Below are 25,089 nucleotides of genomic sequence, written 5' to 3' on the forward strand. Positions count from 1 at the left end.
TTATTATATATCTATATTAACCATATTTAAATGGTAGTTTTCTACATGATCATTACATCTTACTACTATAGTATAGTAAATATTATATTAAGTACTAAACAAATCATAAATAATTGAGAATTTTTTGGTAATAAATTTATATATTTTCTATATAAGAAATTTTCATCTTGAATTAATTTCCATATTATTGTAATATTATAATAATAATATTGTAATTTTTTTCCTAAAATGTGGGGTGATTTTTTACTCTATTTCTTTATACTTCTTTATAGAATTGACTACACACTAACAATCTAGATCACTTATAGTTCCGCAGCGAACTAATTATTATGCTCAAGTTTATTACTAATCAAATGGTGGTGAAATCAATGATAAAAAAAGAAATGTTGGCTATGATTCTAGCTGGCGGACAAGGTACTAGACTTAAAGCATTAACTAAAAATAATGCTAAACCTGCAGTACCTTTTGGAGGTAAATACAGAATAATAGACTTTACCTTAAGTAACTGCTCTAACTCCGGAATAGATACTATTGGTGTTCTAACTCAATATCAACCTCATACCTTAAATTCACACATTGGCATTGGAAGTCCATGGGATTTAGACAGGAATAGTGGTGGAGTAACTATACTTCCTCCTCATATAGGGAACTATGGAGGTAATTGGTACAGCGGCACTGCAGATGCTATATATCAAAATCTGCCTTTTGTTGATAAATACGAACCAGAATATTTATTGGTGCTTTCCGGAGATCATATTTATAAAATGGACTACTCTAAAATGCTTAAATTCCACAAAGAAAAAAATGCTGATGTTACAATTGCAGTTATAGATGTACCTATAGAGGAAGCAAGTAGATTTGGAATAATGAATACAGATAATGATGACAAAATATTTGAGTTTGAAGAAAAACCAGAATTCCCAAAGAATAACAAGGCCTCTATGGGAATATATATTTTTAATTGGCAAATTCTCAGAAAGGCTCTTATAGAAGACGCTGAAGACAATTCTTCAAGTCATGATTTTGGTAAAAATATTATTCCTAAACTTTTGAACTCAGGATACAATCTTTACGCATACTCATTTAATGGCTACTGGAAAGATGTGGGTACAGTAGAAAGCTTGTGGGAAGCTAACATGGATTTATTAAATCCAAAAAATGAATTAAATATTTTTGACAAGGATTGGAAAATATATTCTGTCACTCCTACTAGACCTCCTCAATATATAGGTACTGATGCTAAAATACATAATTCTCTTATAGTTGAAGGATGTACCGTATTTGGTACAGTAAAAAATTCTATATTATTCACTGGAGTTTATGTAGGTAAAAACAGCGTTATAGAAGGATCTGTGGTTATGCCTAATACAAAAATAGGCGAAAATGTTATAATACGCAAGTGTATAATTGGCAGTGGATCTGTTATAAGAAAGAACAGTATACTAGGAAATTCTGAAGATATAACTCTTATCGGTGATGAGTCAGAAATAAAATCAAATTCAATAGTTATAAATCTCGGGGGTGAGTAAATGATTAAAGATTATATGGGTATTATAAGCCTAAACGAAGAAGATGATAACATAAAAAGTTTGACTAGTAATAGGCCTTTAGCTGCAGTGCCTATTGGTGGAAGATATAGGTTAATAGATTTTGTCCTTTCAAACATGGTGAATGCTGGCATTACAAATATAGGAATTTTCACTCAAGAAAATTCTAGATCATTGCTTGATCATTTGGAATCCGGTAAGCCTTGGGACTTGAACAGAAGAATTAATGGGCTTTTTTTATTTAACTTTAATTTCACATCATATCCTAAAACTAATGATATATACCTTTTAAAAGATAATATAGATTATCTCTATAGAAGTAAACAGAATAATGTAATCTTTTCTTCTTCTAATATGATATGCAACCTAGATTACACTAAAGCCATACAATTTCATGAATCTCAAAATGCAGATATAACTATAATATACAAGACTGTAAATAATGCAAATAGCAGTTTCATAAATTGTAATACTCTAAATCTTGACTCTAATAGTAATGTTATAAGTGTTGGCAAAAATGTTGGTATCAAACCTAAATGTGACATATCTACAGATATGTTTATAATGAGCAAATCAACCTTAATAAATCTTCTTAATGAATGCATATCTACAGGATACTATAATTCCATAAAAGATTGCGTTTATTCTAGTACTACTTCTTTAAATATAAAAGGCTATGAGTTTAATGGATATTTAGAGTGTATAAATTCTATAAATTCATACTATAAGGTTAATATGGATATGCTAAATCCAAAGATTAATAAAGAATTATTCTTCAGTACCGGTGCTATTTATACTAAAGTTACAGATGCACCTCCTACTAAGTACGAAGAAGGTTCTAAGGTCTCAAATTGTTTAATAGCTAACGGATGTATCATAGAAGGTTTGGTAAAAAATAGTGTAATTTCAAGAAGAGTGAGAATTCACAAAGGGGCTCAGTTAGATGGATGTATAATACTTCCTAATTGCGAAATCAAGGAAAATGCTAAACTTCGTGGGGTAATAATTGACAAGAACGTAGTGATTGAGAAGAGCAAAGAACTTAAGGGAGATGCCCAATTTCCTGTAGTCATTGGAAAAAATCCATATGCTTATTCCCTTTTAAAACATGCATAAAAAAAGCTAAGAGAACCATGGGTGGTTGGTTCTCTTAGTTTTTATATGTTATTTTGTGCGATGATGGCAATTTAAAAAATTATTTGTTTTTCTTTTGTTTAACCTTATTTAATTTTTCTTTTTTACATTCTTTTTTTACTTCTTTTTTCTTTTCTTTTAAACTGTTGGCTACCTTTTTCCCACTTATCTCTTTTTTAGCATTTTTTAATGTTTTCTTTTTTACTGCTTTTGTTGTTTTTGTTCTAATGTTATTTTTTTATCTATTTTATCTACTTTTTTATAATCTTCTTTAGTTGTCCATCTCCATTATTTGTTTCAACTGCCTTTAAAGCTTTCTTAGCTTCTTCTTTTGTAATATTTCCTTCTTTAACTTCTCTATGTAAGTCTTTTTTTAATTCCTTATTTAATTGTTTTACTTCTTTATTAATTGCTTTAGTGCTTACAAAAGCTTCTTTAAAAGCTTTTTTAGAATCAGCAAGCTTTTCAGAGCTGACTTTTAGGGCATCCTCTGCATTCTTAATAGATTCTTCATTGCCTGTTTTCTTTAACTCTTCAACTTTAGCAATACCTTCAATTACTTCTTTTTTAACTATATTGAATTCATGCCTTTTTTCCATCATTTGAATTATAGCTTCTTTTTTAGCTGTTTGCAGTTCAATTACAGATGCAATTGTCTCTTTAGTTTTATCAGAAACTTTTTCTTGTACAGCCTTCAATATCTCTATAGCCTTCTCTTGTTTTGCAACTACCTTTGCTTCTAATTCCTTGAGCTCTTGATTTTTTTCTTCATCTACCTTTATTTCTTCTTTACTAACCTCTTCTGAAGTCTTTTCTTCACTAGTTGAATTTTGTTCTGTAGTTGTTTCAGTTGACGCACTCTCATCTGCTGTTGAATTTTCTGAAGATTTATTTTCTTCAATCCCTGGGTTTTCATTAGTTGAAACTTCTTCTGCTGTATTATTAGGCGCAGTTGTTTCTTCTGTATTAGTCTCTTGCGAAACATTAGTTTCAGCGCTATTTGCAGCTTCCTCTACAGTTGAATTTTCTGCTGCAGTATCCTTAACTTCTTCTGTTGTATCTATAGGTTGTACATCACTTGTAGTTGTTTCTTCTTCTGTAGTTGTTTCTTCTTTTGAACTTCCTACTATCCCTTCTCCTTCAGTTTGCGCTATTATTTGTTGAAGTATTTCGTTAGCTGTTGTCATATTACTGCTGTACGCATTAATAGCTCCTTGGGCTAAATCTTCTCTTCCTGATTCAGCCATAACTTGTGATTCTGCAATTCTTTCTTCAGCTATACTTGACAGTACTTCTACCTTTGCTTTCCCGCTAAAAGTTATAGCTAACTTTATATTTTCTAAAGTTTTATCTACACCGTATAAAATACTATCTGGAGTAATCCCTGCAGTACTTTTTAAGGATTCCATTCCATCTGCTAAAGCAGTTCCTCCAATATTAGCAAGCATGGTTATTGTTATTAAGAATATCTTTAACTTCTTCATAGTTTCTTCCTCCCTGTCTCCCTATCATATTTTCCTGTGTATATATACGGGTAGATTTTCTATTTTAGGGGGGGATAATAAAAAAATTGTGAAATTTTTAGTTAGAACGGAAAGTTATAGATTTATATTATTATTCTATTGTCATGAAAAAGCTAAAAGCATCCTTTGTAAGACCGTTTACCTTTTCTCTATTCTTTACATTTCTTATATGATATATTTGATTTCCATAATCCTTTGCTTGATTATCACAAATATAGGCGTAATCATAGCTGCCTTCCTCAACCCACCCCATAAATATATACGTATGAGTTGGCTTGCCTTTTTTAGTTCCATTATTATCTGTGGTAAAAACTATGTGGCCAGGCTTCAATTTTTTCAAATTATAATTTTTCTTCCAACCTTTCTTTTCTAAAAATGAAATAAGCAGAGTAGTATTTGCGGTTTCTTCTGGTACAAAATAATTATTTCTTCTTAAAACTTCTGATACAAAATAAACACAGCAATTTTTAGAGCTTCCATGATTTAAAGCCATTGCATCCCGAAACACTTCTTTCTGATTTTTCTCAATCATAAGAAAATCATAAATACTTTCTCTAAGGAATAGGCTATTTATTTTTTTATGTATACCACTAAACATATTAAAGGCTATTAAAGCTAAAATAACAATCTTTATTATGGATTTTACCTTTTTCATCTAATATTCCTCTCCTTCAAATTTTTTACTCTCATACAGATATTTCATATATGTACAATTATATAAAGGAGATTTTACAAATAAGATAATATAATTCTTACAATTTTCTTAAGAAAATGTAGAAAGAAATACTATTTATAATTGCTTATAAATGTATTTAGGTTTATTTAAAAAATCTTTTTGGTAAAATCTTCAGTATGTCCACCCCCTCAAATATAATATAAAATACGTATATATATAAGGAGTTATTATACATTAAATCACGTTATACATTAAATCACGCTTAAATTAAAAAGAGGTGATGCAGTGAATATAGCAGAACTAATGAAAAAGAACAGAGATAAATTTATAGAAGAAAATAAAAAATTTATATATAATGCAGCTTACAAAACTTGTAAAAGAACCTTAGACTGGGCTAACGATGAAGAACTCAGCATTGCTCTTATTGCATTTAATAATGCTTGTAATAACTATAACGAAAAAAAAGGTAACTTTTTCAGCTATACATCTGTTATAATAAAAAATTCTCTTATAGATTTCTTTAGAAAATCCAAAAATACCCCTTATTTATTATTTGATGACGCCAATAATGAAATGGATGAGGACAACTACATAGACTATAAGGTTTCTCTTAATCAATATGAGATAGATATTGAAAATCAAAAAAGGGCTGAAGAAATTGCTCTTTTTTCCAAAGAACTTGCAAAGTATAAATTAAGCTTTAATGATCTTATAAAATCTTCTCCATCTCATATAGATACGAGAAATAATCTTTTAAATTTAGCTTTAACCTGTTCAAATAATGAAGATATTTTAAAATACATAAAAGAGAAGCGTCTTCTTCCTGTAAGTCAAATAGCCTTGCTTACCGGAGCAAAAAAAAAGTACATAGAAAAATGGCGAAGATATATCCTTACTCTAATACTAATACTCTCTAGTAACGAATACCCTTATATAAAGTCTTACCTAAATATAAAGGTTGGTGAAAATGATGCTTGATAAAACTGGAATAGTCATGGAGATAAAAAATAAAAAAGCACGTATATTGACTCCTAGTGGTGAATTTGTAGAAGTTAAAATTAATGGGTCTATCCCTACAATTGGGAGCGTATACACGGGGACTCAGATTAGAAAAATTCCTTTTTATAAGTATGCAGCTGCCGCAGCTTGTCTTATTATATCTATATCTACAGGAGGAGCTGCATATGCTTACTATACACCTACTGCATCCATAACCTTAAATACTGATTTAGAGCTTAAATTAAATAGGTGGAATAAAATAATAAAAGCCTTACCATTAAATGAAAACGGGAAAGAGTTATTAAGTTCTATGAACTTAGAAAACAGAGATGTTAATGATGGACTAGGTCTAATTATGGAAAAATCTGAACAAAATGGATTAGAGATTTCTCTAGATATTACTTCTAAAGAAGATAAGCTAGTAGACTTGTCTAAATTTAAGGATTCTTCTAAGAAAAAAAAATTAGATGTGAAAATTAATTATAACAAAAGCAATAGTACAACCTCTGCTAAATCTGGTATAATAAAAAGTGATAAAAAAATAAATGGTTCTAATGGCAAGAAAGAGAAAAATGCCTGGAAAGCAAGTTCTAATTCTAATAGTTTATACAATAACAAAGTTAAGCAAAAGAATCAGAACTCTAATAACTCTTCTAGGAAAAGTAAACCTGACAACAGCTCCCGTAAGTCTAATAATACTTGGAGTATAATCTCTAACAACAAAAATATACGTAAGAATTTAGATAAAAATTCTAAATATAAATTAAAAAATAATTCTAAAAATCTTCAATTTAACAAAAATATGAAATCTAAAAATACAAAGAATATCTTTAAACTAAAAAACACTAATAGCAAAAAGAAAAATACTTATAACCAAAAAAATTCTAAGGTAAGGTATAAATCTAAGTAGGTGACTATGAATGAAAACAAAGACTGGTGTAGTTGTAAAAGTTGATAAGAACTATGTCTGCGTGAGGACCATACATGGTGAGTTTTACAATTTAAAACTTCAAAATTATGTTCCAAATATCGGAGATATATATTCCGGTCCTATAGCAACTCCAAATTCAGTTAAACACGCTATCTTTATAGCAGTTATAGCCTTATTGATTTTATTTGGAAGAAATATTTATAATTGTTTCGCTCCTTCAACCACTGTTATAGTAAGGATACCTCCTACTCTGCAGCTAAAAGTTAGTAACTGGAACAGGATAGTTAGTGTCAAGCCTATTCGTTCATCAGGTAGAACCTTAATTGAATCCTTAAATTTAAAAAACAAATCTTTGGACAAAGGTCTCGAAATGATTTTTAATGAAGCTAAAAACCAAGATATTATAAATCAAACATACATAGACAATAACGGTACTATTACTATTTATATTTCTGGAAAAAATAAAAAAAACATCGACTTATCTACTTTCGTAAAGTATGCTAATGAAAGAAAAGTAGATTGTCAAATAAACTACGATGGAACGGACCTTCTAAATCATAAATATTAAGCATCTATATTAAGCATCTTAAATAAAAGTTTCAGGGTCAAAACACCAAATTGTGTTCTGACCCTGAAGTTTTTATTTAAATTGTGGTATTTCAAATATAGGCTTTACGTTTTTGCATTGTTCTATAATTTTAGAAAAGTTTATTCTTGCAATTTGTTTTCTCACCCAGCCTATATCTGTAGCATATTGGTGCCATCTTAAAATGTAATTCCATCTCATTTTATAAATAGTATCTTGATTGTATTTAGGATTGCTTATATAGTCATTGCTTATATACTTGGCTCCACCTAATATTGCCTTGTCCACAGTAAACCATCCCTGTTTATATGCATATTCAGAACCATACTTTACAGGGTCGCTATCTATAGCCTTTATTCCAAACATATTATACACTTTTTGAGGTTTTGGCAGCTTAACTCCATCTACTGAAGTTACAGTTACTCCAGTAGCTAAACTTGATGTTCCATTGCCTGTTTCTAATAATGCATGTCCAATTAAATAAATTGGATTTATATTATTCTCCTTTGCTGCTTGTAAAAATACTGCTCCCTTTCCTTCTAAAACACCTTTTCCCTTTAATACGTTATTTAAGTCACTCGCAGGAATCTCCATGTAACTTAGCTTTAAAAAAGCATCCTTGTAATATTCATCTAAAAAGTTATATGGATTCATGTAGTATTTTATAATTTCTTTGCTGGGTCTCATCCATCCAGTTTTTTCACTATAAACTGGTGCTCCCTCTGAATACTCTTCAAGAGCTGCTTGCTCTAAAGTTTTATCGTATTTTATGTATGATATAGTAGCATTAGAAGAACTGTCCTTAGTTATATCCTTATCTATAACTCTAAAATATGTAGAATAATAGTTATCAAAATCAGTGTTAGTGTCTTTATTTTGTCCAACTCTTCCTTTACCCTTTATATATACTAAAAGTTTATACTTTCCTGTATTAAATCCATCTTGTTTCGTAAAAATATACGGAGTTGATGTTCCAAAAACATTTGTATACCCATTAGTAAGCTCTATATATGAGGTATTAGAATAAGTATTAGGATTATCATAGGTCTCATCTGGGTATTTAAATAAATAAACCCTATATTGTACATCCTCTGAAGAATTTGGAGTAATTCTAAAGCTTGTACCTTTATTTTGTAATATTGGTTGATTTAAAATTTCAATACCTTTAATACTTGGTAAAGATGAGTAATTTGTTGAATCTTCATATTGATTAGAAGTCTTAAAGCTCATTTTAGTTACTTTGGATAAATTTTTTCCATTCTTATTTTTTATAGCCTTGCTTAATTCAAGAGAATAGCTTTCACCTGGTATATACCCTCCTGTTGGTGGATATATGGTTATTGTTTTTGGATCTTTCCCTGGTACTACAGTTACCTTTATATTATTTCCTTTACTGTCCTTAACCAGTATATTTTTATCATTTATTGTATTTACATCCAATTCCAAATTAAACTTTGCTGTCCAAGGTTTTGTTATGCTTACTTCTTGTTTTGTAGGCATATTAACAACCTCTTCACCTGCGGCAAAAGCTGTTATAGGCATAGATAAGAATAAAGCAGCAATCATCACTGTTTTTGCTATATTTAATACTCGCCTCACTTTAACCCCCCCTATAAAAAATCAATAATTTATTTGTATCTTTATTATCGATTATTAGTAATATTTTTTTATATAATAAGTAAAATTTACATCTATTTCATTTTACCACTAATATAGTATTTCTTCTATGAAAAAACTTTAAATAATTCCTGCTTTTATCCACTTATTTTTACATTTCTCTGGAAAGCAAAAATCCGCATGAGATTTGCATTTAGAAAAGCTTTTTTCCTGTTCAGTACCTTTTAAAATACAAATCCCATACGGAATGTTAAATTTCTATAAATTTAATTGTGCAACGGACTCTACAGCTTTTTCCCTTGGTCTTACTTCTATAATATATATGATATCGCTATTCTTCATCTTTTCAAAATGCCACTTAAAATCCACATTTCCCTGCCCTATAACTTGATGATCACTTGAACCATTATTATCATGAAGATGACAAGTTCTTATTCTATCTAAGTGTCTTAAGAAAAATTCAACTTCATTATACTTGTTCTCATAGGAATGTCCTATATCCCAGGTTAAAAATAAGTCTTTCTCTTTAGATATCATTTCATCTAAAGCTTCTTGGACTAGCTTTTGAGGAAAACGTCCTGAGTTTTCAATGCAAAGCTTCACTTTCCCTTTAGAATAATCTATAAGTTCTTTTAAGCTATCATCTAAAACCTTTTTAAAATCATCATAAAAAAGCTCATCCATATACACTTTTCTATCTGTTAAAGTAAAGCAAACCGCTCCGCCAATATGCATGGTAAGCCTGCTAGCTCCTAAATCATATGCAAAATCCATTACCTCTTTAAGCCTTGCTATTCCAGCTTCTCTCATACCCTTTTGAAGTTGAAGAAGAGAAATATCCTCTGGGGCATGGAACGTAAGCTCTATTCCTTTTTCCTTGGCATATTCTTTTACTTTCTTTCTTTCATTAGTATCAAATCTCTCTGGGAAAAATATAGGCATATTTATATTAAGCTCCACAGCACTAAATTTATTATTATATGCATAGTCTATGGTATCATAAATATTCTTCTCTCCTGCTGAAGCTGCATACCCTATCTTCATAAAATCACCTTCATTTCCTAAACTACCGTTTATCCCTTCTCTAATTCTAAACTAAGCAAAGCGCCTAAACTGATCCAAGTGCTCCACTTGCGCTTTATAATATAATAGTCTTTGCTTCAATTACATTTTCTAGCTGCTTAAACTTATCAAGAGATTCCTTTGAAATCTCACTATCTACGTTAAGAATCATAATAGCCATTTCTCCCTTTACTTTTCTTCCAACCTGCATAGTTGCAACATTTATATTTTCCTGCCCAACGATTGTTCCTACTTGACCTATAACTCCAGGTACATCTTTGTTTTTTACAAATAACATATATTCACTTGGCTTCACATCTACCTCATAGCCCTCTATTTCAACAAGCTTACCTTCCTGCTTATTAGATACTGTACCTGATAGGGTAAACTTTTCTCCTGCGTTATTGGTTATCTTTATTGTGATTAAGCTTGAATAATTATTATAATGCTCTTTCATCTTTTGCCTTCTTATACTTATGCCGCTTTGCTCTGCTGTCATTTTAGCATTAATATAATTTACTCTATCATTGTTTACTTGTTCCAAAAGTCCTTTTAAGAAAGCAATTTCTAGCATTTCTGTATCAAATTTAACTATATCTCCCCAATATACTATATTTACATTTTTAACAGGATAGCTATTTAATTGATAATATAATTTACCTAGCTTTTCCATAAGTTCAATATAAGGTTTCATTTTTTTAAGCTCATCTGTTGCAATTCCAGGAAGATTAACGGCATTAGGTACAATCTCTCCTTTTATTCCTTTAATAACCTGCTCTGCTATAGTAACACCCACGTCCTGCTGAGCTTCTACAGTTGTAGCTCCTATATGTGGAGTTACAGTAACATTTTTAAATTCATAAAGAGGAGATTCATATCTTGGCTCTTTTTCATGAACATCTAACCCTAAACTAGCTATTTTCCCACTTTTTAATCCTTCATATAGAGCTTCTTCATCCATAAGCTTTCCTCTTGCTGCGTTTACAAGTCTAACTCCATCTTTCATCAAACTTATTTCTTTCCTTCCTATAATGCCTATAGTTTCTTTTGTCCTTGGAGTATGAATTGTTATTATGTCAGATTCCTTTAAAAGCTCTTCCAAAGTTTCTTTTCTCTCTACATCATATCTTTCAAATCTCTCCTCAGATATATATGGGTCATAAGCTATAATCTTCATTCCAAAGCTCTTCATCCTTGTAGCTACTAATGCCCCAATTCTTCCAAGACCGATTATACCAAGGGTCTTGTTATATAATTCATTTCCCATGAAGATATCTCTATCCCAATTGCCTGATTTTAAATAAGAATCTGCATAGGTAAAATTCTTTGCTCCTGCTAATATGTGAGTTATAGCAAGTTCACAAGCAGATATAGAATTACTGTCTGGAGTATTTGCCACTATAACTCCTCTTCTAGTTGCCTCTGCCACATCTATATTATCAATTCCATTTCCAGCTCTACCTACGATTTTAAGCTTAGTTGCTTTTTCTAATAATTCCTTATCAACCTTATTGTCACTTCTTATGATTAATCCATCATAATCATGAATTTTTTCTAAAAGTTCATCTCTAGGTATATCAAAGCAAAGATCTACTTCTAACTCCTTTCTTAGAAGTTCTATTCCTGCATCATCAATTCTTTCTGCTACTAAAACTTTTCCTTTTGTCATAATAAATCCCCCCAATTTTTAGCAAATAAATTATAGACATTTTTTAAGAGCATTTATGGTTCTATCAATCATCTCTTGGTTTATATATCCCATGTGCCCAATTCTTATCATTTTACCTTTCATTTTTCCTTGTCCTCCTGCGATTACAATACCAAACTCCTCTTCCATTCTATTTTTAATTTTAGAAGCTATTCCTTCCTCATCAAAGGTTATGGCAGTAACCGTATTAGACAAGAATCTTTCATCTGTATATATATTAAGTCCCATTTTTTCTAATTCGCATCTAAGTTTACGAGCTAAATGCTCATGTCTTTCATATACATTGTATAGCCCTTCTTCTTGTATCATCTTAAGAGCCTCATTTACTCCTGAGATAAGTGAAACCGCTGGAGTATATGGATTTTCCGGAGTAGGCCTTTCTAAATGCTCTCTAGCACTGAAAAAGTCCCAATAAAACTTTGGAATGTCAGAGCTTTTAGCAGCTTCCCATGCCTTATCGCTTACCCCTATAAATGCAAGTCCCGGCGGAGACATTAATGCCTTTTGAGATGCAGTTACCAAAACATCTATATTCCACTCGTCCATCTTTACTTCTATGCCCCCAACGGAGCTAACTCCATCAACTATAAAAAGCTGATTTTTATCCTTCATAAATTCTCCAATCTCTTTTATAGGATTTGTGGCTGCAGTAGAAGTTTCATTATGAGTTAATATTAAAGCCTTATGATCATCTTCAAGTCTTTCTTTAATCTCTTCCACTTCAACTCCTCTACCCCATGGGACTTCAATTGCATCTACCTTTAATCCATAAGTCTTTGCTATTTTTATAAATCTATCTCCAAATACACCTATAGAAACTATAAGAACTTTGTCCCCTTTTGAAAACATATTGACTATTGCGGCTTCTAATCCTCCTGTTCCTGCTGATGGAAAAGTCAAAACAGGATTTTTTGTCTGAAGCACATACTTTAGTCTTTCACTCATATCTCCAAATAATTTTCCATATTCTTTAGTTCTATGATGAATAACAGGTTCACTCATTTTTCTTAAAACTCTCTCTGGTACATTTGTTGGACCAGGTGTCATTAATAATTTACCTTCCATATATTAAAAGTCCCCCTCTTTTCTTTACAAATAAAAAAGTCTCCATCCTTGAAAATCCAAGGACGAAGACATAATAATCCACGTGGTACCACCTTATTTTGCTATTATTAATAATAGCCTCTTTATAATAACGGATAACTCCGGCATAGGTTGTTACCCCTATGCAGCTCAAGGTCGGATTCAATAAGTTTCACTATGGATTCACACCAACCATCCACTCTCTTAAAGTGAAATCTTATTTACTATTACCCTTCATAGCTTTTGTATAATTATAATAAAGACTAAATAATAATTCAAGAGAAATTTTAACATTTTTTTAGATTTTCTCTTGAAAACATTTTCAATTTTATATATCATGTAATATTACATATAAATATCAGAAAATTCTATATCTATGCGCTCTACCTTACTTTCATATGACATATTTATATTATTTACCTCCTCATAATCTACAGTTTTAGATGGCAAATCTATAATAAATTCAGTTCCTTCTCCTTGCTTGCTTTTTATACTTATATTTCCTCCATGAAGCTCTACTAAGGATTTAACTAGAGATAATCCTATGCCGCTTCCTTCCCTATTTCTCCATATAGTCTTATCTACTTGTTTAAATCTTTCAAATATATCTTGAAGCTTATCCCCTGGAATTCCTACCCCGGTATCCTTTACTGATATAAGTATATGTTCACCTTTATCCATCATATTGACAGTTATTTCATCTCCGGGATTAGTAAATTTTATTGCATTAGAAAGCAAATTAAGCATAATTCTCTCTATTTTATCCGGATCACAAGCAATTACTTTTTCCTCTATATCTGTATCAAAAATTAGACTTACCCCTCTGCTTTCTATATAATCTGCTACAGACAACGTGATATCTTCAACAACATTTACAATATTGTAATTGCTTAAATTAAGTTTTAAAAAACCTGAATCTATCTTTGATATATCTATTATGTTATTGACCAATCTAAGAAGCCTATAGCAATTTTGTTTTATTATTTTTAAATACTTGTTGTACATACTAGGCATTAACATACCTTTTTTATTATATAGCTCTAGTACTTGTACTGACCCAAAAATTACATTTAAAGGAGTCTTAAGTTCATGAGATATGTTTGAAAAGAATTCTGTTATCCTCTTGTTAAATTCTAAGGACTCATTTAACTTTTTTCTGTTTTTTTCAAAATCAACCTTTAGCTTTTCAATTTGCTTTTTCTCTGATATATCCCTAACTATTGTCAAAGCGGATATTACTCCATTATAGTTAAAACACGTGCTTCTTACATCTACATCTATAACCTCTCCTGTATACTTTTTAAGCTTGGTTTCGTAACAAAATTCACCTCTTAATTTATTATATTGTTTTTTAATCATATTACTAACTTCATATCTTAAATTCTCAGGAATTAAATCAACTACTTTTCTTCCTATAATATCCTTTAAATCTGAGGCTCTTATTAAATTTACAAGGCCACCATTAGCAAATATTATCCTTCCATCTACATGAACAAAGATAGCTTCCTTACTACTTTCAATCAAAAGATTGTAGCATTGCTCATTATTCATAATTACTCGTTCTATATATTGGCGATGCTTATTTTCAGCCTCAAGCTGTTTTATAATTTTATTCAACTCAAAATTCTTTTTTTCCAAATTATAGCTTGCCTCTTCTAATTGATCAAATAACAACTTATATGGATTTTTTAAACCAATTTCTATAATGGCATTATGTATAAAATAAAAAGATATTGCTTTGAAAATATGCTCTATCATGTTAGCAACCACATAATGATTGTTATACAATGTGAACATAATTTCAGATATTATTGCAACTAATATAGAAAGATTCATATATGTAAATACTAATGAGTTCATACATCTTTTAGCCTTAAATAAAAAAAATATAGAAAAGATTAATACTAAGCAAATTACATATTCACTTATAATTTTAAAACTAGTAAATCCTACACCATCTATTAAACATTTGGGGAATACTCCAAATCTAATAGTAATAAGTATAATAGAAACAATTATAGCATATATTTCTAAAATAACCTTCGGTACTAATATCTTATGAGATTTGTGAAATAATACGCACGCTATAAGCAGTGATATAGCCTCTATATATTTTGCACTGAGACAAAGTTGAGTAGCTATGTCCATTAAAGGTAGACTACTATCAAATATCCCCATGCCCTTATAAAATAGAGTATGAATTATGTACAATAACCCTACAAAAGCATAAGCTGCTCCAAGGGTCATAAGAAAATTATTTTTAGAATTTTTATAAGTATTTAACGCTACGATAAAAATATCAAAGCTAATCAAAGAAATAAATATCTCTATAATGATGTGAAAAAGAAGATAATTTCTAAAACCTATATTAATTAGAAATATAGAAATAATGCCTAAAATAGAAATATTAACACTAATAATATGTAATATGTCTCTATGACATTTATTATCACTATCTATGTCATTCACAAAACTCACTTTTCTCACACCCCTTATTTATAAAATGGCCATAAGTAAAATTTTCCTTTAAATAAATAAATTCTACATAACATCTAAATATCCTGCTATTTTATGATATATTTCAATTACTATATTTCTTATAACTTATAAATTCTTTAATTTAAAGCTTAACTCATATGAATTTTTCTTAAACCTTTTTATAAACATTAATTTAATAAGACAAGTTATGCACATTATGCACAATTGCCTGTGTATAACTTGTTAGTTTACTGTTAATGCCCTGTTAATATATTTTTTATTTTCATAAGCATTTTTACCATTTATAATTATAATATGTAATTAATATAAATATACTTCTGTATTGATTATTATTATCTTTTAGCTTTGATATTTATCCACATTGTCCACATATATCCTGTGTATAACTTGTTTATTTTATGTTGATATTCAGTATATTTTAATATATTCAAATTTAATTTGTGCAAATTTATTAAAAATTTATCACAATTCTTATTAACTTGTACACTTTATCCACATATTTGTGTACAACTTGTGCATAATACTCTAATCTTCTGTAAACATATGCAAAATTATATATATATATTTTTTATTTTTTTATATTTAAGGAACAGTATTATAACTTTTTTCATACACTATACTATACATCTTTTTGCAAAGCCCATTTCTTGTTTTTTGTCCTATGTGCATTAACTTAGTATAAATTAATGCACATAACTTTATAAAAAATTTTCTGAATTTTCAGTAACTTACTGCTATTTGTGGTATAATTAATATATAGAAGTTATTAAATAAAGGAGTGCAAAGTTGTGGAAGATAATATTATCTATGTTGATTTTAAATCTGCATCCAAAAGATCTAAGCACAAGAATAAGTATAAAAATAGTGAATCTCATCATCCAAAACAAAGAAAATCCTTTATTAAAATAATTGCTGAAAAAGCTAAACATATATTTGATAAAATCTTTAGACGAACGTACAAGTACAATAACTCACCTAAATATAAACATTGGTTGTAAACGTTGACAAATATTTTTTATAAAAACTGCAATTATCGTAGTTGCAGTTTTTATATTATGCATTGATATTTTATTTTTCTTTACAATATAATAGAAGTAGCGTTGTATTACACTTGTTATGGAGGTTTTCACTATGAGAATTGGAATGGGATATGATGTACATAAATTAGTTGAAGGAAGAAAACTTATTATAGGCGGTATTGAAATTCCTCATCATCTTGGTTTGCTTGGCCATTCTGATGCTGATGTACTTCTTCATGCCATAATGGACAGCTTACTTGGAGCCGCTGCTCTCGGAGATATTGGTAAGCATTTCCCAGATACAGATCCTAAATATAAAGGAATATCAAGCCTTGAACTTCTGTCATATGTAAGGGATTTATTGAAGCAAAATAGCTACTCTATAGTAAATATCGATGCTACAATAATTGCCCAAAAACCTAAGATGGCACCTTATATTCCTGCTATGATAAGAAACATATCTTCTACTTTAAACATTGATGAAAATCAAATTAATATCAAAGCTACTACAGAAGAAGGCCTTGGATTTACAGGAAAAGAACAAGGAATATCAAGTCAAAGCATTTGCCTTATTACTTCATGTTAAAAATCTATAATCTTCTATTAATAAGATAAAAGTGAAGAGACAATACACAGCTTGGTTTAAAGCTGCATATTGTCTCTAATCATTTAAATATTTAACTCTTCAATAGTTGTATCTATTATCTGAGCTGAATCTTTTACCTTTAATTCTCCACTAGAAGTTATAAATATGTTCTTTTCAATAATAGTATCCATAACACCACTAACTACTGAATCATCTACATTATCTTTAATCTCTTTAAATCTTATAGATGATTTTTTCCCTTGATCAGTTAAAAAATTCATAACTAATGTTTTACTCATCTAAATACCTCCTTTATTATTCGTTAACTATTAAGTTATCATTTTCTCTTATCACTTCAACGTCAGGATTTTCTAAGAGATTTCCTAATGCTGTAGCGACATCAAATACATCTGAATCGCTTGCACTAGGTTTAACATTTTGAAACCTTTGAGTTTTAAACACATCCTTTCCATTTTTGTCTTGCCCTGCAAGATACTTAATTGCCAATGTACTTTTTACATTTGTTGAATTTATCATATTCATCAACCCCTTTCACTTAGTAGATATGCACAACCTTAAAAATAACTACCCTATAAATAAAAATTTTTAAAGTTTATATTGACTAGCCCTTAGTGAAAACAAAAAAATTAGATGGCTCAGAACTCTTAACATTCCTAAACCATCTAAACTCTATAAACTTATCCACTGGCGCTTTAGTGCCTCAACTTCTCCTCTTTTCATTGGTTATCATATTCTGTCTTCTAATTCATCATCAATAATTGCTTTCTTTTCAACTTTTATATCACTAAAATCCGGTTTTATATCCTCCACTTTCTTATCCGTGTTTCTAATATAATTACAGGTAGTAGCAGCAGTCTGAATTGCAGGACTCTCATCCTTAGTCACTGTAACAAAATTATTACTATACATATATCTCATATCTAAAAGCTTTTCTTCAATGTCAGTTTTACCTTCAAATATAAGTCCCTTTAATATTAAATCCTTTATTCTATCGCTTCTATCTCCTTCAACGTATTTTAAAAGTTCTTCATTAACTATTCTATCTTTTTTCTTTCGTTGTCCTATATAAAGTGAAATTTGCATAATTAGCTCTCCTTTCTATACAGCTCTTCTTTTCCACTTTCTAATACCCTGTTTAAACAGACCTGATGGATTTTGAGTTCTACTTAAAAACATAGCATTTTTAAATTCCTCTTCAAGAAAAGGCTTAAGAACTGCAGCTCCTCCACCTGTGAATATTATATTGTCAATGAAAGGAAAAGCATTTTCCCAAACAGTCTCAATTTCTAATATAATCTTTCTTGCAAGGCTTCTATAAGCCTTCTGGATAACTGGTGTTAAGTCATATCCCTTTATCTGTCCGCTTGCCACTATAAACTGGATTTGTCCATCAGATACAGTCATATGTAATTCCTGTTCTATGTAATCCTTAATCCACATATAAGCTGTATACATACCACTATTTTTTGTGTCACAAAAATCTGAAAGAGGTTCTAGAGCATCTACCAGATAAAGATTATGAGTTTTTCCGCCTATATCTGATATAGCATTAACCTTTCTTGCTAAATCCTTATTGCTGATGTTTCCGTTTCCATCTAATATTAAATCACATAAAGTTCCATGAGGTTGTGCTTTTATAATTAAATCTTCTACCTTTATGATTTTATTCTCGAACTCTTTTTGTCCTTGAAGCCTTATGCCCAGGTTGTGCTGTCTTATAACCTTAGCTCTCATCTTGTCTATTCTTTCTTTATCCAAGGTTGCCTTTACAGGAAGTCCCATAACCAACTTTACTCTGCTTATTGGCTTTTTTGCCATCAAACTTAAATGAGTTTTTAACAAAATATCAAAAGAGTTATCATTGTGCTTGTCCGATGCTCCATTCCATTGAATATTCCTATCTTGCCTTATAGCAGCCTCTCCAACTAGATATCTAGTTCCATTTACTTCTACTTCTATTCTATTAAGAGGATTCTTCGGATCTTCCTTTAAATCGTTATCTTTATTATATGATGGTCTCCATGCAGTAACATAAGACGGAGTTATAAACATCCCTGAGTCTTCTGACCTAGATTTTGTATCTGCATATCCATCATCAATTACTTGTACAGAAAAAGAATCTACAATGTTGTTACCACTATTATTTTTTGACATTAGCTCTTCCTCCCTTATTAAATCATAATATAATGTAATGGATTATATTATATTGTAGCTTTATTCCATTTTATTCCATTATAATCCATTTCCATAAATTAGTAAATACCCATTTGTAATTTTATTCCATAAAAAAGTTCTAAATAAGTTCCTTTAAGCATATACTATAGGTTGACATATGCTAATTGATGGATTGGTGAATTTATTATCAAACCAACGAAGATCCTTTTTATGAAGATTTTCAGAGCAAGTCTCAAAATTTGGTATATATGCTTATCATGATAGTACTGGAAAGTATATTAATTCTTTAAGACTAAACTAATAATACTAATAAGAAACATACTTGTAATATTAAATATAAAATACTATACTAAAATATAATACAATTAACACATATAATAAAATATTTATGTATTGGGGTGTTTATAGTGTCCAAAAAGAGATTTGAAGTGATTCATAAAGAAGGAAGTTTATCTGGATGTAAAATCATGGTAGATACTGAAACAGGCGTTAATTACCTATTTGCTTGGGATGGATATGCTGGTGGTCTTACACCTCTATTAGATAAAGATGGAAGGCCTATAAGTTCAATTATACAAAAATAAAAGGAAGGCTCAAAACCTTCCCTTTATTTTTGGTTATGCTATTTTTTTCTTATTTTTCCAGCATTCAGCATTTTCAAGTTTTTCTATGCTATCTGCATTAAATACTGGATCTTTCCCTTCTTTCTTTTGTGCTGCGTAATCCTTAAGGACTGCAAAAGCTATATGGCTAAGTCTAGAAATTGCTATTAAGTTTATAATAGCCATTATTCCCATAAACAAATCAGCCATATCCCATACAATTTGAATCTTAGCTATTGATCCAAATATCACCATTCCAACTACTGCGACTCTATATGCTAACAACCACAACTTGTTAGCCTTTATAAACTCTATATTAGTTTCTCCATAATAATAATTTCCAACAATAGAACTAAAAGCAAAAAGTAAAATACATATAGCTATAAATGTATTACCCCAAGATCCAACTTGAGAACTTAATGCATTTTGAGTAAGCTGTATACCTTCTAATTTTGAATTTGTATAAGCTCCTGATAAAAGCACTATGAATGCTGTACAACTGCATATTAGAATAGTATCAGTAAATACTCCTAATGTCTGAATTAATCCTTGCTTTACAGGATGAGTTACATCTGCTGTCGCTGCTGCATTTGGAGCACTTCCCATTCCAGCTTCATTTGAAAATAGTCCTCTCTTAATTCCAAGCATAACAGTAGCTCCAATGCTTCCACCTGCTACCTCTTTTATCCCAAACGCATTTTCCATAATAAGTGAAAATACTGCAGGCACATGATTAATATTCTTAAACACAACAAATAAAGCAACTAGTATATAACCTATAGCCATAACTGGAACAAGCATCTCAGCAACCTTTGCAATTCTTTTAACTCCTCCAAAGATTATTATAGCGGTAAAAAGTGTTATAACTATTCCAACAGCAAGTCTACTTACTCCAAAAGCCTCTTCAAAAGCAAAAGAAATTGTGTTAGCTTGTACAGAATTAAATATTAATCCAAAAGATATAGTTATCAAAATGGAGAATAAAATTCCAAGCCACCTCTTATTTAAAGCCTTCTCCATATAATATGCAGGACCACCTCTGTATCCATGCTCGTCTTTAACCTTATATATTTGAGCTAAGGTACTTTCAACAAAGCTTGATGCACCGCCTATTAGAGCTATTAGCCACATCCAGAATACAGCTCCAGGTCCTCCTGTAGATATAGCTATAGCTACACCTGCAAGATTACCGGTTCCTACTCTTGAAGCCGTGCTAATACAAAAAGCTTGAAAAGAAGAAACTCCTTTATGCTCTTTTCCATTAGAAGAGATAGATTTATTTGCTCCCTCTCCAAGAAGTCTAAACATTTCACCAAAGAATCTAAATTGAACAAACCCAGACCTTATAGTAAAATAAAGTCCAAGAGCAATAAGCAATGCGATAAGTACGTATGACCAAAGTATATTGTTGATTGATGAAACTATATTCTGTAAAATATCCATTTTAATATTCCATTCCCATTATAAATAAAATTTTGCAGACACCTAAGGATTTTACCAGAAAACAGGCATATTGTCAATGTAATTCGCTTCAATTTATTCCATTATAATACACTTACTTATTTAAATGGATGATTTTTTTCACATATAATTCTATTAATTATCAACTTAAAAAGTTTAAAAGTAACTGTTTTTATTATGGTAGATTACAGATATGCTCGTGCAAATATAACTCTGAGCGAACTTAAAAGCTTAATTAGTAAGAGTAAGCCAGCATTATCTAAACAAAAAAGTTGAAAAGCTATATAATATGTAATCTTATTATGATTTTCAATACAAAATAATAAATTCAACAATAAAAAAGAGCAAAGCACAAAATAGTGCCTAGCCCTGATTTATTAAAATATTTTTACTGTATTGGGTCTATAAAGGTATACTGTTCCTGATCCAGATTTAATGTATTGTGATGCAATTGGTCTTACAGGAAACTCAAACTTAACTGCATAGTTTGGTACAGAATCATAAGTTGTAGAATAAGTTCTTGTTACGTATGAGCCACCATCACTTGTTACATTATATTTATTAACTAATTTTGATGGTTTATTTGGATCTAGATAATAATTTTGTTCCCAGGTCATTGCTACAACATCTGTTCCTGACACAAATGGTACTCCAGACCAAGAAAATGTAAAATTCACTTTTGCATATGAGTTTGCTCCACTGTTATATACATAACCTAGAGAATGTGATCCTATACAAGTTGCTGATAATGCAACCATCTCTTCCTCAGTACCTTTAAATTGTTTAAATATTTTTATTTGATAAAATTTTATCTCCCTTTTACAAATTTTATTATATAAAAATAGATTTTCAGGTAACTAAGCTTATATATTCTATTAGTTAGTTTAGTAGATATTTAATAATATATTAATGTTATCCAAAAACAATATAGGCTAAAGATAAAGTACCATAAGTAGTAGTAATATACTTATCTTCATTACGTATAACATTTCTAATCATTTTAAAACAACGAAAAAACAATAGCTATTAATGGCATACTGTAAATAAAAAGTGCTATCATAATTCTCTCTTCCCCATAGAGCTGATAGGCACTAAAACATGGGATTGTGTCAGATTTAAATACATCTTATGTTAATGTTCAATTATATTACAAGAGATAAATCTTCCGCTTGTACTATATTTAAATACATCTTATGTTAATATTCAATATCATAACAACTGCTGGATTTGACTTAAATGGACCAATTTAAATACATCTTATGTTAATATTCAATATGGAAGGCTGGAGGAAAGAACAGTAAAAGGAGGAAATTTAAATACATCTTATGTTAATATTCAATAATTTTGATATAAATAATATGGAGGTTGTATAATAATTTAAATACATCTTATGTTAATATTCAATGCTTAAAAATTTAGGAGTTGAATTCATAAACAATAAATTTAAATACATCTTATGTTAATATTCAATTTGAAAGATGTGCAACGAGGATTATAACTCATTTATTTAAATACATCTTATGTTAATATTCAATGCACAACAGAGAAAAAAGAAGGCATAAAAATGTATTATTTAAATACATCTTATGTTAATATTCAATAAAAACAAAATTGAAAGGTGTTAAAGGTAAAGAGGTATTTAAATACATCTTATGTTAATATTCAATCTTTGAACTAACTCAATTTTTACTGTAACTTGTTCTATTTAAATACATCTTATGTTAATATTCAATTGAAGCATTAGCAACAGAGCTTGAAGCTGCTATCGTATTTAAATACATCTTATGTTAATATTCAATGGAGGTAATAAAATGCTTGATATTGTAAAACAAATATTTAAATACATCTTATGTTAATATTCAATAACCATAGAAGATAATTTTTCTGTAGCATCTGCTCCATTTAAATACATCTTATGTTAATGTTCAATGATGGGGAGTAAATGTAAGGACAATAATTAAGTAATTTAAATACATCTTATGTTAATGTTCAATAAACCGACGTCGGAAAATCCGCCACTACTAAATAAATTTAAATACATCTTATGTTAATGTTCAATGTTACTACGGAAACTACAATAATCAGTAATAAAAGATTTAAATACATCTTATGTTAATGTTCAATCTAGTGTAGATAATTCGTTAACTATAAAATTAGAATTTAAATACATCTTATGTTAATGTTCAATAGGTGCAGTTAATAGAACACCAGGTGCAGGGTTTGAATTTAAATACATCTTATGTTAAGGTTCAATGGTTCAATACCTAAAGAAACAGTAGCAGAGAAAGTATTTAAATACATCTTATGTTAAGGTTCAATTTTCTATCTTTTCAATATTCCCAGCCCAAGATATTATTTAAATACATCTTATGTTAAGGTTCAATCTTTAGCCACTGGGATAAATGCAGAAAGTTTCTTCATTTAAATACATCTTATGTTAAGGTTCAATAAAACAGGATAACCAAGCAGAATCAAATGGAATAATATTTAAATACATCTTATGTTAAGGTTCAATTTGCTGTATGGCTTACTAGAGTGCAGTTTGCAGAACCATTTAAATACATCTTATGTTAAGGTTCAATTTATAAGGGTAAGAGTATATGTAAGAAATGTTTAGAATTTAAATACATCTTATGTTAAGGTTCAATATATACGGTATAATATAATCAAGATAAGCAATTAATATTTAAATACATCTTATGTTAAGGTTCAATTTAATTTCGGTGTCGTCATCAAAGTCATATAATTCGATTTAAATACATCTTATGTTAAGGTTCAATGTGCTTCATCAAGATTGATAAAGAAGGAATTTCCATTTAAATACATCTTATGTTAAGGTTCAATACATTGAAGAATTAAAAGAAGTATACAATATTGCATTTAAATACATCTTATGTTAAGGTTCAATATTGTTACGAACTTATTTTAGTATTATTATTTAACAATTTAAATACATCTTATGTTAAGGTTCAATGGAATTAGAGTCAATGAATGTGGACGATTGGCAGGAAATTTAAATACATCTTATGTTAAGGTTCAATTAAGCATAATACAAATAAAAATATAAAAATAATTGTATTTAAATACATCTTATGTTAAGGTTCAATGTATATAATTAACAACAGTAAGGAGATTCAAAAGGGATTTAAATACATCTTATGTTAAGGTTCAATATTAAAGTTGCAGGCATTTTAGCATCTCTCAAAAATTTAAATACATCTTATGTTAAGGTTCAATCTACTAGAGCTTCTATTATTTCCATGCAATCCAATGATTTAAATACATCTTATGTTAAGGTTCAATGGAATAATAGTAGTGAACAACAAAGGAGTTTAACAATTTAAATACATCTTATGTTAAGGTTCAATAAATATCAACGATTCCATCATTAAACTGTTGTGTCAGATTTAAATACATCTTATGTTAAGGTTCAATTTTATAGATTGAGTTATATCAAACTTATTTACCACCATTTAAATACATCTTATGTTAAGGTTCAATCCAATTCAGAAAGAAACGTAAGAAGATATTTAAGAAATTTAAATACATCTTATGTTAAGGTTCAATGGTGGTATAAAGAAATTAAACTTGTCAATGCAAATGAATTTAAATACATCTTATGTTAAGGTTCAATAGTAGACTTTACTTTATAAACGTGACGAGAAAATGAATTTAAATACATCTTATGTTAAGGTTCAATGTTGCAGATATTAAAGAAGGTGGATTTATGTCAATATAGTAGACACAAAAACTCAAATTTTTATGCAGTTTTTCTTAAAGCATCTTCAAGCTGTTGAGGAGTCATATAACCGATACTGCTATGAAGCCTTTTTCTGTTGTACCAGGATTCTATATATTCA

21 protein-coding genes, 1 CRISPR repeat array and 1 other annotated feature are annotated in these 25,089 nt (G+C 29.5%); of the genes, 7 read left to right on the plus strand and 14 right to left on the minus strand.

Annotation, left to right across the window (positions count from 1 at the left end; translation table 11 throughout):
- Positions 1 to 368 precede the first annotated feature (368 nt).
- Positions 369 to 1,529, plus strand: a complete 1,161-nt coding sequence (locus CPAL_RS07915) for a glucose-1-phosphate adenylyltransferase (RefSeq protein ID WP_061857778.1) — start codon at positions 369 to 371, stop codon at positions 1,527 to 1,529.
- Positions 1,530 to 2,663, plus strand: a complete 1,134-nt coding sequence (glgD, locus tag CPAL_RS07920; RefSeq protein ID WP_106024387.1) for a glucose-1-phosphate adenylyltransferase subunit GlgD — start codon at positions 1,530 to 1,532, stop codon at positions 2,661 to 2,663.
- Positions 2,664 to 2,932: 269 nt separating this feature from the next.
- Here glgD and CPAL_RS07925 read toward each other — a convergent pair whose 3' ends face one another.
- Complete coding sequence (locus CPAL_RS07925) at positions 2,933 to 4,165, minus strand: DUF5667 domain-containing protein (RefSeq protein ID WP_106024388.1); 1,233 nt, start codon at positions 4,163 to 4,165, stop codon at positions 2,933 to 2,935.
- Positions 4,166 to 4,295: 130 nt separating this feature from the next.
- On the minus strand, positions 4,296 to 4,859 hold the full coding sequence (locus tag CPAL_RS07930) for a hypothetical protein (protein WP_106024389.1): 564 nt from the start codon (positions 4,857 to 4,859) through the stop codon (positions 4,296 to 4,298).
- Between the two features lie 306 nt (positions 4,860 to 5,165).
- On the opposite strand from CPAL_RS07930, the gene CPAL_RS07935 reads away from it, so the two are divergent.
- The 3 genes from CPAL_RS07935 to CPAL_RS07945 are packed head-to-tail and all read left to right on the plus strand — an operon-like array spanning position 5,166 to position 7,378.
- Positions 5,166 to 5,858 (plus strand): sigma factor, encoded by a 693-nt coding sequence (locus CPAL_RS07935; RefSeq protein ID WP_061857782.1) that lies wholly within the window; start codon positions 5,166 to 5,168, stop codon positions 5,856 to 5,858.
- The gene (locus CPAL_RS07940) at positions 5,848 to 6,789 is read left to right on the plus strand and encodes an anti-sigma factor domain-containing protein (RefSeq protein WP_061857783.1); all 942 of its coding nucleotides are present in this window, start codon (positions 5,848 to 5,850) and stop codon (positions 6,787 to 6,789) included. The genes CPAL_RS07935 and CPAL_RS07940 overlap by 11 nt, the downstream gene beginning before the upstream one ends.
- A 10-nt stretch (positions 6,790 to 6,799) precedes the next feature.
- Positions 6,800 to 7,378, plus strand: a complete 579-nt coding sequence (locus CPAL_RS07945; protein WP_061857784.1) for an anti-sigma-I factor RsgI family protein — start codon at positions 6,800 to 6,802, stop codon at positions 7,376 to 7,378.
- A 72-nt stretch (positions 7,379 to 7,450) separates the two neighbouring features.
- On the opposite strand, the gene CPAL_RS07950 is transcribed toward CPAL_RS07945, so the two are convergent.
- The 5 genes from CPAL_RS07950 to CPAL_RS07970 form a co-directional block, all read right to left on the minus strand.
- Positions 7,451 to 8,995, minus strand: coding sequence for an N-acetylglucosaminidase (locus CPAL_RS07950; RefSeq protein ID WP_242862611.1), 1,545 nt, complete (start codon positions 8,993 to 8,995; stop codon positions 7,451 to 7,453).
- Positions 8,996 to 9,271: 276 nt separating this feature from the next.
- Positions 9,272 to 10,057, minus strand: a complete 786-nt coding sequence (locus CPAL_RS07955; RefSeq protein ID WP_061857785.1) for a sugar phosphate isomerase/epimerase family protein — start codon at positions 10,055 to 10,057, stop codon at positions 9,272 to 9,274.
- A gap of 94 nt (positions 10,058 to 10,151) precedes the next feature.
- A complete protein-coding gene (serA, locus tag CPAL_RS07960; RefSeq protein ID WP_106024390.1) occupies positions 10,152 to 11,744 on the minus strand; it encodes a phosphoglycerate dehydrogenase in 1,593 nt (530 codons plus the stop codon).
- 30 nt (positions 11,745 to 11,774) lie between these two features.
- A complete protein-coding gene (locus CPAL_RS07965; protein ID WP_061857787.1) occupies positions 11,775 to 12,848 on the minus strand; it encodes a pyridoxal-phosphate-dependent aminotransferase family protein in 1,074 nt (357 codons plus the stop codon).
- Positions 12,849 to 12,903: 55 nt separating this feature from the next.
- Positions 12,904 to 13,113, minus strand: a binding site (T-box leader).
- Positions 13,114 to 13,211: 98 nt separating this feature from the next.
- Entirely contained in the window at positions 13,212 to 15,344 is a 2,133-nt protein-coding gene (locus tag CPAL_RS07970) for a sensor histidine kinase (RefSeq protein ID WP_133241821.1), read from the minus strand.
- 1,152 nt (positions 15,345 to 16,496) lie between these two features.
- Between CPAL_RS07970 and ispF the strand changes: the two genes are divergently transcribed.
- Complete coding sequence (ispF, locus tag CPAL_RS07980; protein WP_061857790.1) at positions 16,497 to 16,970, plus strand: 2-C-methyl-D-erythritol 2,4-cyclodiphosphate synthase; 474 nt, start codon at positions 16,497 to 16,499, stop codon at positions 16,968 to 16,970.
- A gap of 83 nt (positions 16,971 to 17,053) precedes the next feature.
- Here the strand turns inward: ispF and CPAL_RS07985 are convergent, their stop codons facing one another.
- The 4 genes from CPAL_RS07985 to CPAL_RS08000 all read right to left on the minus strand — a co-directional run bounded on the left by CPAL_RS07985 (position 17,054) and on the right by CPAL_RS08000 (position 19,145).
- A complete protein-coding gene (locus CPAL_RS07985; RefSeq protein ID WP_061857791.1) occupies positions 17,054 to 17,269 on the minus strand; it encodes a DUF2922 domain-containing protein in 216 nt (71 codons plus the stop codon).
- Between the two features lie 16 nt (positions 17,270 to 17,285).
- Positions 17,286 to 17,507: a DUF1659 domain-containing protein gene (locus tag CPAL_RS07990; protein WP_106024392.1), complete on the minus strand. Its 222-nt coding sequence runs from the start codon at positions 17,505 to 17,507 to the stop codon at positions 17,286 to 17,288.
- Between the two features lie 210 nt (positions 17,508 to 17,717).
- A complete protein-coding gene (locus tag CPAL_RS07995) occupies positions 17,718 to 18,074 on the minus strand; it encodes a hypothetical protein (protein ID WP_106024393.1) in 357 nt (118 codons plus the stop codon).
- Between the two features lie 15 nt (positions 18,075 to 18,089).
- Positions 18,090 to 19,145, minus strand: coding sequence for a ParM/StbA family protein (locus tag CPAL_RS08000; RefSeq protein ID WP_106024394.1), 1,056 nt, complete (start codon positions 19,143 to 19,145; stop codon positions 18,090 to 18,092).
- 428 nt (positions 19,146 to 19,573) lie between these two features.
- Between CPAL_RS08000 and CPAL_RS08005 the strand changes: the two genes are divergently transcribed.
- The gene (locus CPAL_RS08005) at positions 19,574 to 19,750 is read left to right on the plus strand and encodes a DUF6440 family protein (protein WP_423237158.1); all 177 of its coding nucleotides are present in this window, start codon (positions 19,574 to 19,576) and stop codon (positions 19,748 to 19,750) included.
- A gap of 33 nt (positions 19,751 to 19,783) precedes the next feature.
- On the opposite strand, the gene CPAL_RS08010 is transcribed toward CPAL_RS08005, so the two are convergent.
- From CPAL_RS08010 to CPAL_RS14090, 3 genes are all read right to left on the minus strand, one after another.
- Positions 19,784 to 21,211, minus strand: coding sequence for an alanine/glycine:cation symporter family protein (locus CPAL_RS08010; RefSeq protein WP_106024396.1), 1,428 nt, complete (start codon positions 21,209 to 21,211; stop codon positions 19,784 to 19,786).
- A 395-nt stretch (positions 21,212 to 21,606) separates the two neighbouring features.
- A complete protein-coding gene (locus CPAL_RS08015) occupies positions 21,607 to 21,987 on the minus strand; it encodes a hypothetical protein (protein WP_106024397.1) in 381 nt (126 codons plus the stop codon).
- Between the two features lie 355 nt (positions 21,988 to 22,342).
- A CRISPR array of direct repeats spans positions 22,343 to 24,929; the repeat unit is 30 nt; unit sequence ATTTAAATACATCTTATGTTAAGGTTCAAT.
- Between the two features lie 60 nt (positions 24,930 to 24,989).
- Positions 24,990 to 25,089, minus strand: a 100-nt coding sequence (locus CPAL_RS14090) for an IS3 family transposase (protein ID WP_341458845.1), incomplete at its 5' end; no start/stop codon positions are given.

This window comes from Clostridium thermopalmarium DSM 5974 (assembly GCF_002995795.1).
Lineage (GTDB): Bacteria > Bacillota > Clostridia > Clostridiales > Clostridiaceae > Clostridium_H > Clostridium_H thermopalmarium.